Annotated in this window: 8 protein-coding genes; all 8 read right to left on the minus strand. The window is 60.5% G+C overall.

Annotation, left to right across the window (positions count from 1 at the left end; all coding sequences use genetic code 11):
* Positions 1–224: 224 nt before the first annotated feature.
* The 8 genes from DFR29_RS08095 to DFR29_RS08130 all read right to left on the minus strand — a co-directional run bounded on the left by DFR29_RS08095 (position 225) and on the right by DFR29_RS08130 (position 11,605).
* Positions 225–1,961 (minus strand): hypothetical protein, encoded by a 1,737-nt coding sequence (locus DFR29_RS08095; RefSeq protein WP_133818076.1) that lies wholly within the window; start codon positions 1,959–1,961, stop codon positions 225–227.
* Positions 1,958–2,863, minus strand: a complete 906-nt coding sequence (locus DFR29_RS08100) for a hypothetical protein (protein WP_133818077.1) — start codon at positions 2,861–2,863, stop codon at positions 1,958–1,960. Before DFR29_RS08100 ends, DFR29_RS08095 begins: the two co-directional genes overlap by 4 nt.
* A 684-nt stretch (positions 2,864–3,547) precedes the next feature.
* On the minus strand, positions 3,548–3,895 hold the full coding sequence (locus tag DFR29_RS08105; RefSeq protein ID WP_133818078.1) for a hypothetical protein: 348 nt from the start codon (positions 3,893–3,895) through the stop codon (positions 3,548–3,550).
* 300 nt (positions 3,896–4,195) lie between these two features.
* On the minus strand, positions 4,196–4,840 hold the full coding sequence (gene gmtX / locus DFR29_RS08110) for a gamma-mobile-trio protein GmtX (protein WP_133818079.1): 645 nt from the start codon (positions 4,838–4,840) through the stop codon (positions 4,196–4,198).
* Positions 4,828–7,089: a VPA1269 family protein gene (locus DFR29_RS08115; protein WP_133818080.1), complete on the minus strand. Its 2,262-nt coding sequence runs from the start codon at positions 7,087–7,089 to the stop codon at positions 4,828–4,830. Before DFR29_RS08115 ends, gmtX begins: the two co-directional genes overlap by 13 nt.
* The gene (gene gmtY / locus DFR29_RS08120) at positions 7,086–8,570 is read right to left on the minus strand and encodes a gamma-mobile-trio recombinase GmtY (protein ID WP_166653954.1); all 1,485 of its coding nucleotides are present in this window, start codon (positions 8,568–8,570) and stop codon (positions 7,086–7,088) included. The genes DFR29_RS08115 and gmtY overlap by 4 nt, the downstream gene beginning before the upstream one ends.
* Before the next feature lie 516 nt (positions 8,571–9,086).
* Positions 9,087–9,518 carry a hypothetical protein gene (locus DFR29_RS08125; protein WP_133818082.1) on the minus strand — a complete coding sequence of 144 codons (432 nt, stop codon included), beginning with the start codon at positions 9,516–9,518 and terminating at the stop codon, positions 9,087–9,089.
* Positions 9,519–9,946: 428 nt separating this feature from the next.
* Positions 9,947–11,605, minus strand: coding sequence for a MobA/MobL family protein (locus DFR29_RS08130; protein WP_166653955.1), 1,659 nt, complete (start codon positions 11,603–11,605; stop codon positions 9,947–9,949).
* Positions 11,606–12,327 lie beyond the last annotated feature (722 nt).

The following is a 12,327-nucleotide window of genomic DNA, read 5'->3' on the forward strand; positions in this document are numbered from 1 at the left end:
GTGAGCGTTACGGCACCATGTCAGGTTCTGCACAGGGCACAGCAACCACGTTGGAGGAATCCGGGGGCCGGCGCTTGGTCGAGCTTGACGGTGCCGGCGCGGGTGTACCCAAGCCTCCAGAATGCTAGGAAGTGCGAAACGGCTTGGGCTGAGCCTGGCTATAGTTTTACAGAACGGCGGCTGTCCGGCATCCAGTCGTCGGCGTGCGTCGATTCGGCGCATCGCTACGCAGCGGAAACATCCGCACCAGCGCCCTCGCCACCCGGCGTTGGCTCCATGCCCCGGAGCCTCGCACACTCCTCTACGGCGAGCGATATAAACCACGTGGGCACGGGATGACGGTGCAACCGCGCTGAAACGGCTACAAGCATCTCCGCCGGAGTACCGCGCCATCGGAAGTCGATGCGTGCGGCTGCGTGCTCAGACGGTTGCCGGCACGCGATTGCTTCCTCCGCTGCAGTGGTTCGAAAGCCATCGAGCGTTTGTGAGACACCGACAGCAGTTAGATTCAAGCCCGATCCCGTAAAAGTCTCCAGAGCAACGCTGGGCCACCAGCGTTCCAGGGTAACCCCTTCTAACGATGGCTGAAGCTCTCGCACCTGCGTAAAAAGGATTTCGTCCCCGATCAGCGCCGACACAGCACCTAGCATTGGAACAAAACTCGAGTTCTCAAAGAATGCGTCAGGCGCCGCCGTGCGCGTGATTTGCGTGGCGATTGCGTCTTCCAGTAAATCGGAATCCACGGGAAGGAATTCGTGCTTCCGAAGAACCCAGCGGAGAACATGCAGCCATTCCTGCACCGCGCCGCGTACAACAGCGTCGTCGCCGGCGCGGAGCAGTGCCACACACACGAGAGCCAAATCAATACTCTGCTCGTCAAGCACCGGACGCCTCCACGCCACGTGAGCACTAAGAACTTCGCGAAGAAATCCCAGTGCTCCTTTTCGTGGAGCCGCAGGAGCATCAAGGTATTGCAACGCAATCAAAAATGTCGCCAAACGACCGAGTTCTTCGAACAGTAGTTGCGTGTAGAAGACATGATTAGGCCGGTAGCTAACGAGCTCCCGTGGTGAGAGCAAGGCTTCCCTCACCTTTCCAAAGTATTTGTCCAAGCTGTCCAGATGCGCGCCCAGCACAGCCATGAACCGTTCTACAAACGCTGGCTCGCTTTCAAGTCCACGAGCAGCGGCGGCGGCCCACAACCGTAGAATGAGGTAATCCCCGCCGATGGCGCCGGGCTTGAGGTTGTTTTCAGTGCGCCCCCAAACGCACAGCACGCCGAACCCCATCGCCGCCGCTGCGCAACGTCGAAAGAAATCCCTCGTGTGGGCCGCCGGTGTACGCAGTTCTCCCTCCGCCGTCGCGGTGAGACAACCATCGACGAACCGAACAAATCGGTGGACTGCTGCTTCAGTATCCTCGAGGCCTGCCAGCGCTGCCCGTAAATCGGATTTGGCCGGCCCCAGTAAAAGCGCCTCATCGAAGAGATGCTCCTCAATGAGCGGCGTCAGTTCGCTGGCTCCCCAGAACTCAACGCGGATCCTGTGGTGCCTCTCGATTTGGTCGACCAAGCCGGTAAATAACGCTTGTGCCTCCTGACGCAAGTCGCCGTTCGAAACAACCACGACACGTTTGGGCAACGCGCGGCGCACCGCGTCAAGACGATGCTCGGCGAAATCCGTACAAGCCTCCCGCACCGACGGCTCGATGGCGTGGGGTCCGGCCACCAGAGCTGGGCGGCCCACATCACCGAACTTCAGAACCCACAAGAATACCTCCTCGTGCGCTCCGTCTTCCGCAAAGGTGGAGACGATGTCGACGCCCGCCTGGTTGACGCCGACCTGGGGGCGACTAATCACCGTATGCCCCATAGCCTCCAGCAGTTCGGGCAGAAGCACATCGAGTTCGTCGCGTTCCCGAAGACTCGCGAGATAGTGATTCAGAACCAACCGCAGGCTCATCGATCCGGCCCTAGGCCGAGCTTCTTGCGAACCCAACGCCCGATAAGTGGATCTGTCGATTCCGACAATGGCAACTCGAGGGTATGGCTCATTTCCGTCATGGCCATTGGCACCTCGCGGACGGCATCGTGATCGGCTATCTGGATGGACACCCTGCTGGCGTACTTCACTCGTTGGGAGCGCACCAGTTGCATCATGACCGACCGTTGACGGGCGCCGCGCTCAATGTCGCGCTGCTCATCTCGCTTAAGGCTCGCATACTGCAGTCGCATCGACGCGGTCATGGCGAACTCCCGCAGTCGCGGCCGCGTCCTACTGGCAGCAGCCTGCTCGACCAGCACGGTTGTGGTGGCCTGAACGGCCGGAAGATTCTGAAAGACACAGGCGTCCGACTCGAGCAGTTGCAGCGTCGTACGCGGAAACTCGTCCGCGTGGTGTGTCAACAGCTGCTCGACCGCCCGCTGAACCGGCCCCTCGTTGGGATGCGCACGCGCCATGCTCAGCAGCCATCCCAGCGAAAGCTGAGGCGACGTATGTCGGGAGCACAACCGGTAGGCAACCAGTATGGCTTGATCGATGGACACAGCGTCCAACGGTAGTTCGGTCGGATGATCCAACGACATGGCGGCTTGGTCGGCATGCGCCAACAGTGCCGCAGCAAGTGGTACGTCCGCATCCACGGTCAACCACATCGACAACGCCCGAACCAGCAACGTCGGCGTTTCAGCGATTGCGTGGAGGCAGTTCCTCAGCGAAGCGGCCCAGGTCTGCTGCGTCGCCGAATCGAGTTGTCGGGCGCGAGCTTCAGCCGCGAGAGTCGTAAGGCGTTCCTCATCCCTTCCAAAGTCCCGAGCAGCGTCGGACAGTGCTTCGTAAATAGCGAAAGTTTCATCCTCGTTCATGGAATGAAATAGCCTCGATCCATCAGTTAGACCTGGGTCATCCGTCCGTCGCCGAACACCTGTAGCCGACGCTCACGCTCGCATCGAATAAACTTTCTGCGTCGAAATCTTGACCCGTAACCAATGACTCGCCCGCAGACCCGAGCCAGGATTGCTGCGAACGACAACGGAAGTATCGGATAGGGCAGCCCCATGCTTGGTCCGATTCGTCCCTACTGCGGTTGTAGTGTTGCGTGACCGTTTTCAAAGCGCAATCGACCACCTTCAGGTCGACGAACCCATTGCCGCCAACGGCTGGGAGCGACCTCCGAGCGTCTCGCGCAAGCGGAGCCGCACATCGGTTTGTTCCGAGCCGAACGGGCATACGAAGCGCTGGCTCCAAACCCGCTCCGCGTCGATCTGAGGCAGCACAGGCGGAAGCAGTGCGACTAAGCGGACGTAGTACGGGTTGTTTCCGGTCTTGAGCGCATTTCCTTCCAAACAACCTCCTGCGGCGGGAGCGAAAACCTCGCTTGCCTGGAAAAATATTCATCCGAAGCGTTCCGATGCGCACTCCGCACGGCTAAAGACCGCCCAACGACCGCCGGCTCGCCTTCAAGTTCTCGAGAGCGGCCCACAACGGCAGCGAACACACGACCCTAATGGCCTTCAATGTTGTTCATCCCTCGGCCTGCGGGCGGTGTGTCACGGCGTCATGTAGGGTTCTACACAAATGGCGAGGTAGTAGCCGATGGTTGCTTCCTTGTTGAACGTGTCCCGGCCGTCGGCCTGATTCTTCGCGCAAAGCACGAGTTCCCGTGCAATCTGGGCGGGTGCTCGGTTCTTCGTGGCGGGCAACGCGTCCAGCGCGTGCAGTTTGCTGACGAAGACCTGCGCAGTATCAAACTGATCCACCGCGCTCAACTTCAGCCACTTGGCCATTTTGGTATCAGGGTGCTGGGATGCGGCGAAGACGGGAAGTGCTGTCAACACCAATAGTGAAGCTTTCAAGAATCGGCCCATGCTCATTCCCATTTCTTTGCTGAACGCCATGGCAGGGCAAGGCCCTGTCGCACGAACCCATCTGCAGCTACTGCCCTGCTTCACCAACGGGAGCTGAGACAGCTCTCAATTCCAGATTGCACCGCTCAAGTGCGGCGCCGAGTTTCAAGGCGCCAAGAGGTCACTGAAAAGGCACGCAAGAATGATCTCATCCTCATGCACTTTGAAGAAGCCCTCAAGCCAGAGCAGTTTTCCAAGCCGGCAGCGCCAAGAAGGCACGATATAGCTTGCCGCTTCGATCTTGACCTGGCTTCTCTATCAACGTCGCGCTTCGCGCTCGCTTCGGCGGAATCAGCTCTGCAGCAAGCCCGCGACCATCTCCCGCAACGTTCGATACGCGGCCGACGCCATCAGGGTCGTTCCTCGCGCATCGAGCAATCGCCCTCCTCCATCCACTGTCCACCCGCGCGACGCCAAATGCGCCGGTGACAGCCACTCCCGCAAGCCGTCCAGACCTGCGGCAGACAGTTGCGGTTCGACCGGCATAGCGGCGTCAGGCGTGGCAGCAGGCGAACGGAATACCTTGTCCTTGAGCACCTTGTTTTCCGCGCGCAAGCTCGCCACCGAGCGCTCCAGCTGGCGAACGCGGTGCCGCACCACCGGTGGCGCCCGCAACAGTTCTGCCTCACTTGGATCCACCGCACGCACCGGCTTCCGAGCGGGGTGCCGCTGAGCGAACGCCGTGATCAACCGCCTATAGGGTTCACCCTCCGGATTTCGGATCGTGCCTTCTGCGGGTCCCGGCGTATCACCAGGGTGTCGTTCCTTGGCGCACGCCGCCGCCACCGAGGCGATCGAGAAGACCACGCCCGGCGTCTTCTCCAGTTCCGAGCACACGTCGAAAAGCCGCCGCACCACCGCTGCTCGCCGGGGATAGGCGGTGCACAACTCAGCGCACAGGGTGCTCGGATCCGTGCTGGCCGTCAGTTTGAGCACTGGCTTTCCGCCAACGACCACAGTGTCCGTTGTGGCAGCCCTTTGCTTGCCTCCTGAGCGCTTGCTACCCGCTCCCGCCAGGCCAGCTGCGCCACCGCGACAGCTCTCGCGTCCTCCACGCTCAACGGGGCGGGTGGCGGCTCCACACAGTGCGTCATGACCAGGTAGTCGGCCAACTCGCGAGCGCGATCGGCACACGCTACATCCGGGCCGTAGTGCACTCGCGCGTCCTCCATTAGGGCACGCAGGACGTCAGGCTCCTTCGCGGCCGCTTGTGCCTCGGCCCAATCATCGGACGTGCCGTTGAGCACCAGGTCGACGCCCTGTGCCGCTGTGTGAGACGTTGCTCGGCACCGGGTCACCGCCGTCAATGCGGCTTCCCACGACGGCTGCAATGCGGTCAGTGCGCTGAGCGCTTCGTCCGAGCGTTGCTTCGCCGCCACGAACCGCTCCTGCAGATCCGAACGTGCCGCCGCATCCTTCGCCGCGTTCCAGCCGTCTTCGCACTCGCGCGTATCAAACTCCCGTCGCCAGTAGGTGGCGATGCAACGAACGAACGCTCTGCTCAACGTGGTGAGGCGATCCAGCAACCCCGGCAGGTGCGCCGGACTGGTAGCAAAGAAACGGCACTGCAAACACCGATCGGCGCCGCCCGGTGCAGGACCATGCACGCCTTCGGCGGTCACCGGCCCACCAACATGACAGCGGCCAGCACCGACCGGACAGACGCCAAAGCCCGTTACAGCCGACACCGCTGATGCCAAGCCGCCTGCTTCGCTACCGGAGAGCCCGGGACTGATAGCGCTCCGAGCCGGCACCCACAAAGACCGGATCCCAGGCACCTCGCAGGCCGCCAAGTTGGCACTGCGACTTTCCAGCAACAGCTGCTCCGCTTCGCTCAAGGTCGCGGCAATGCTGGCATCGGACGGCGCCAAGTAGTGACTGGTCATGCGCTCGCTGGAATGACCGAGGCATTTCGCGATCGCGCCCAACGGCACCTTGGCTTTTTCCAGCTCCGTCGCGTAGGTCACGCGCGGTGTGTGCGTGTCATAGACCGCGCGCAGCGGCCGGCCTTTGGCCGAGCGCGCGCTAATCAACCGGGGAACCGCAGCCGCCAGCGCGGGGTAATCGCCTCGCTTCAACCGCCGCTCCGTTTCGTCCATCAGCGCCAGCCACATCGACCGCATATCGGCGTCGGTAACTGGCTCGGCTGGCAACGTTCCCCGAGGATCGCGGAAAAGGAAGAACGCGTCGGGTTGCCGGTTGTAGGCTTTCGGATCCCTGCGCACGCGCCGGTCCTGCAACGTCGTCCACCGGGTTGGTGTAGTCACCGGGTTGTGTTGCTCTTGCCACGCCTCAAGTTCGTAGACGGCTTGCTCGACCTGCGGTTGGGGCCATGGCATTGTCCGACCAGGATGGTGCGCATGTTTCAGGCGGTCGTAGCCTTTGTCCGTGTTCACGAAGAACACCGTCCGATCTGCGCCCTGCAGACGTTGTAAGAAGCCGCGTTGCGGTGCCGAGCCGCGCCGCCCAGAGCAGCAGGGTGTGGGGTTCGTTACCCAACCGTCCGGCGTGAATCGCTCCAGGTCGCCTTCGCTCGACTCCAGGAACCGCACGTCTGCCAGCCGCAGCGGCAGGAGCACCTTGATCAATGCCGCTATCGCGCGCACGGGGCACCAGACCCGCACGCCGTGGACATCGGTGATCCAGTCCACAGCCAGCGTCTTCGGCCACGCATAGTCGTCAGCCGTCAGCACGTCGGCCAAAGCGTCGAGCAACGCCAGTGGCATCGCCGTGCGGTGGGTACGCGCCGGGCCGGCGGCCAGTGGTTTTCGGCTCAGAGGGTTGCGATAGCTTCCCCCGTCAGCCGTCAACGGTCCCGATGGCCTCTCGTGCAAGAGCCAGCAGAAGAATCGATAAATGCCGTTATGCATATTGGCAGCGCTGTTTGAACGGCAATCCGGTTTGTCGAGGAACACCGCCAGATCGACAGGGGCTTGATAGTCCGCACGACAAAACTGCCGAGGGTCGCGCGTGACGGTCGGATACCGCCACAGATACCGGATCAGTTCGCGGCCGTGCTGCATTGCCGGTGCTGGATGGAGCAGCTCGCGCACCCACTCGGCCAGCGCCGACCGCCAGAGTTCCATCGCAGAGTCCTGCGATGTCACCCAACCAAACTCAGGATCCTGGTTGCCGAGGCGAAACGGTGAAGTGTCCGCTTTCAGGAAGTTCGAAGGAACGCTCATTCGTCACCCCCATCCTCGGACGGCTCGCTGAGGGCACCGAAGCGTCCTAGCAAGCGGCGGCTAAGCCGCTCTATCTCATCCGCGATCTCTCTTGTCGTGGGTGCGGTGTAGACGAGCTGCGAGAGCGGTGAGCGATGGTGCATGGCGACCTGCACGACACCGGTCGACACCTCGGCGGCGGCGAGACGCCGCCCGTAGGCGTGCCGGTGCCCATGCGGAGTAGTGCCCAAGGACTTGGCTACCTTCAATCCGATCCGTCGTATCGCAATGGCGTGCGCTTGCCGATAGCTCTGCAGCGTGTAGGGCTGCCCGCGCTCAGGGCCATGGTCGCTCACCAACAGAAACGGATGCCCGGCCGCAGTAGGACGCTGATGGGCCAGATACAGATTAAACAGATGCAGGAACACGCGCCCCCACTCGGACGGAAACCACCGGACGACTGAATACGCCTCACCAGGACGATCAAGGCGAAGATGCTTCCACCCGGCGTGCTGACCAGAAGCATCACGGTTGCGCGGAACCCTGCCGTACCACTCGCGCAAATATTCCTCGCGCCGCACGGCATCGCGCCCTGCGCGCTTCAGCTGGGCATGAGATGGCGCCCAGCCATCTTCGGGATGGTAGAGCCGAACTTCTGCGCTGAGCGGATCGTTCGGATCTATCCCTATATCGTCCTCAAAGAGGTGAAACGCCTCGCACGACCGCAGGCCACCACCGTGCTGCAGAATGGTGATCAGGACATCCTTCAGATCGAGGGACAGCGCCCCGTGCTCGGGGAGCGCGCCAGTTCGGCGGAAACCGACGAACAACAGTTCCTCCAAATGCCTTTCGTCGAAAGCAACGGCATCACGATCAATCACCACCGGTTGGCGTGCTGAAGCACGGCCACGCTCATGCGCATCCCACGTATGTGCCCGATACGGCAAGGTCGCGTGGCGCGCTCGCTGCGAGGCACGACGGGCGGTCAGCAGTGGATCAAGCCAGGGTGCGGACGTCACCGGCGACCCCGCGCGGTCGCTCACCCATTCCAGGAATCCGTTGAGCAAACCGAGCCGCGCGCGCGCCGACACCGGCGAGGCGGGAGGCCACATGAGATCTTTCAGTGGACCCGTCAAATGCTCGGTCCCGCCCACCAATGCCTCGGGAAACGCGACCCACAGGGGTTCGCTGGAACCGCTGAGGGCATGTGCCTGGGTGAAATCGTGCAGCCGACCCACCATGCCTGCGATCCGTCGCTGACGCTTGGGCTCGCAGCGCTTTCCAAGATGATCAAAATACTGGACCAACGGCTCAAATCGAACGGGTTTGCTGTCGCTGCCCCAGGTCCGCAGGACGTAGATATGACGGCGGGGATCAGTCAGCGACGGCACCAGTTCGTGGCTGACGTGGTAGAAACGTCCAGGCTGAACCGGGGTGGTCTGAGGACCGTCAGTCGAAGGGACGGAAATCGTATTGAAAAGGGATTTAGCGGCATTGGACATCGGCATGCTCCAGGTAAAAGGAAGCCGTAGGCCATCGCCGAATGCCTGAGCACTCTTGACGACGACGGGTTTCGCGCTACGATGCCGATGCGGTCCTGTCAAAATCCGCGTCAACGAGGCTCGAACTCTTCCTACGGAGTTCGGGCCTCTTTCGTTTGCGCGTCCCTGCGGGGACGGTGGTCTACGACTCTCCCCAGTGGCGGGGAGACCCTTAGACATACCAGAAAGTAACGAACCCGCAAGCCCCTATTTTCAAAACCTTTTTCGCATTTATTGCCGATTTTACTGTCGACTAAAATACTTGCAACTCGCTGATTTAAATTACTTTTTTTGAACTTTTTCTGACTTTTTTTCGTAAACCAGCAGATGCAGAGGTTGAGAAATTATCGAGAGATTCCCTGTCTTCTACGAATTGCTTTCCCTCCCTAGGCGATCGGAGTGTTCTGCAGTACATCCAAAATAAGAAAAAGCTTCTCGGAATAATGATCCCAGGTTCGATATCAAATTCTCGCCGCTTCATAGCAAGGAATTCTCTGACGCAGAATCTATGCCCGGCTTTCGCGTCCACCGGGTTTCCGTCCGACCCAACCGGGCACGCACCTTTCGCCGAAACCGTGAACAACTCAGATGAGGACGGGGCTGGTTCGCCCGGTAGTTTTCCCACGCGTCACGTAGCGTGACGTTCGGCTGGCTCAGCACTTTTTCTGTTTCAGCCCAATCGATCGCGGTTTTGGTCGGTGGCGTGTAGCGTGGCTGATTCAGCCGCCGTCGCAGCCGCTGCTCGTCGCTGAGGTCTAATTCGGAAAGCGGCTCAACCGCCGTCGCCTGGGCAACGCGTCTTCGATAGCGACAAACGGTGCGTGAACTGGCACGGCACAGACGCCCGATACGGACGTTAGTTAGCTCAGGGTGGTTGAGGATCAAACTGATTAATTGCATCAAATTCATGGGTAACTCCGACTCTAGATGAGAAGAAGCAGCGCGCACCACACGACAAGCCGAGTTCGGCTTGACGTAGTGGCCCGGTGAGCTAGAGTCGAGGTGTGGGGACTTCTGGAAACCACACCCTCGGTGGCCCGGAATTTTGCGTATTCCGGGCCACTGACTCTATCCCTACGCTGCCGCGTGTTTGTACAACAGCAGGACTCTCTGTCCTTACTTCTGGGTTCCTTCCTAAGCGTGAAACATCGCGCGGCAACCAACGACGACGATCAGTTTGATCGTATGGGCATGGCAGCTATCGGCTACCCCATCCCGGAACAACATAAACTTTCGCTTTTTCTTGTCAACAGCTCTAAGCTCGACATTTGAACGCCCTGCAATAAATGCGGAGACTGTCATGCTTCGCGTCGCAAGCACGAGCGCTTCTCGGCTTCCTATCGCGGCCGTGGTCGCCGTGGCTTCGCCGGCACTGTCGGCTGCTGCGCAATAGGAAGGCTATCCACCGTGGAGTCCGGGAACACAATCGAAGGCAGTTTTTCCGCACCTGGAAAAGGTGCGTTCGCGATTCCCTTTTGCTCCTTCGCATGGTCAGCTCCTGCTGCACGTTGTCTGCGCCGCAACTCTGCCCACTGACGCCGGTTCTGCGGCTGGCTCGACTGTGGTGAATGTTCTTGCCGTTGCGACGCTGTTCGACGCACAGACTCCGGGTTTTTGTTCTCGGGGAATTCTCGGTGACGAACTTCACCTACTACCGACTGAACTCTTTCCACCGCTTCAGTGCATGCCTGAGGTGCAGGAGTGACTTCGGCCGAAGGAGGATCGCTCAGTGCGATGCGCTCACTCGCTAGCACTGGATCAGCTGCAGAGACGTCATCGATTGTCTTCGGGGCTATCCGTGGCGCTGGCAATGCTTCCGGTGAGCGCAACACCGAATGGCCCGCGCTTGTCTGTCGTGATTCGCGGTCGACTGCTGTGCGCCACAAGTCCGTATCCCAGCGATCGGTTGGATGTAGCCTTGCTCGATCTCCCCGCAGCCTAGCCTCCCGAAGTTCGCGTTCCAATTCGTGCCCTCGCCTGCGACCAAGGCGCAGTGTTTCTTTTGCTTGGCGTTTCATGAGTGCGACAGTTTCCGCGAGCGCTGCCAGATAGGGGTTGCGAGACTCTTGAGGTAGCCGGCGCGGCCTGTGAGGTCGTGGTGTTGGCAAACCGGCGGGGCGGCTGCGGCGAGGTCTGCGCTTCCGATCAATACCTGCTCGATTCTTCGCCTCGATCTCCTGACGTAACTCCACGGTACGCAGTCGAGCGAAGTGAGCGAGCGCACGGTTGTCGGTTCGAATAGACGAATTGGCGTCCCGTGCACCACTGCTTTCTCCCCGGCGCCGCGCTGCGGTGGCGGCTTTGCCTTCGTGTCGTTGCGGGACACGTACAAGCCGGGCCACCGCTTCCATGTCACCGCGTTCCGCTGCTTCTTCGGCCTGGGCCACCAACGAGCGGGGGTCAACGCGCGCACTTTTCCCCGCGCCAGCCAAATGCTGATTGATCAGCAGTGCAATGCTCTCGCGTAGTGCTTTCACCTCGACGGGGCCGGTTGCCTGATCGTCGAGCAGGCGAACTTTCGCACCGAAGCCTTCCAAACCTACTACTCGTGTGGTCATCAACAGATGGCAGTGATGATTGCGATCATCTCCTCCTTTCCCTGGTTCATGGATAGCCGCCATAACGGCCACGCTGTAGCGCCCCACCAGCAGCTGCGACATAGCAGCGGTCAATTCCTTGCGTTGGCTCCCATCGAGTTCAGCGGGAAGGGCCACGACAAGCTCACGAGCGACACGCGAATTGATGCGTGTTTCTGCAAGTTCGGCTTTATTCCACAAGACGTAGGGATCACTCGCCCAAAGTGGTGCATCTGCCGGTGCGTGAGTCGACACCGAATCCACACCGCTGCGGCGACGATAGTCGTGCACGAGTCCCGTTCGTTCGTCGGCGACACGAAGCCCCGCGCGATAGGCAGCGGCAGCGGTAGCTGACTGCCCTTTCGCACGGCTAAATACCTTGATATCGACGTAAAAGAGGGCCACCGATGTAATCGCCACTGCGCACTGTTCGTGTCGACGGTAAATCGCGAAACAGCAATGGCAAGATGACGACCGAAGGCCCACTGCGGCAGATCAGTGACGCGGCAGGCTTCGCTCCGTTTCTTCTTGCGGCGCGCAGCGCCGGGGTCTGGGGCGAAGCTCCAGCGCATCGCCGACCGAAGGGCGGCGCAAACTCGAAGAGTTTGCGTAGATGCGCTCTTGCTTCGAAAATTTCCCCGTTGAACTCGACGAAATCGCGACTTTCGAGACTCGATCAGAGCACCACGCTGTGACTTCATTCTGACGCTGCATACGATGCTGCGGCGTTCTGTATTCGTGCGGAAAACGACGGATCGAATCGAGCATCTTTTTCGCAAAGCCCGCTCTACCGCAGGCGCAACAAGGCACACGTGGGCGCATATTTTTCATATTGCGCAAGTGGTTGGCCTGCAGTTTTATGGGGCTACCACCCACAACACATGGACACACCATGCATCTCAGCGTCGAATTAAAATCAGCAATTCTCTACTTCATTCACACGTCATCTCTGCTGCCCGGCATGCCCACGGAGTATCGGGATCCCGACAAGCACCTGTCACGCGACGATCTTCGTGAACTCATGGATAACGCGACGATGGTTTACTCATTGGCTCGCCATATTTTCGAGCGTTGGCCCACGTCACCATCACTGAAACTCGTGCCCGAACCAGGGCGCAAACGAGTCACGGAAGAAGCGGAAC

This window comes from Tahibacter aquaticus, from assembly GCF_004363655.1.
GTDB classification, from domain to species: domain Bacteria; phylum Pseudomonadota; class Gammaproteobacteria; order Xanthomonadales; family Rhodanobacteraceae; genus Tahibacter; species Tahibacter aquaticus.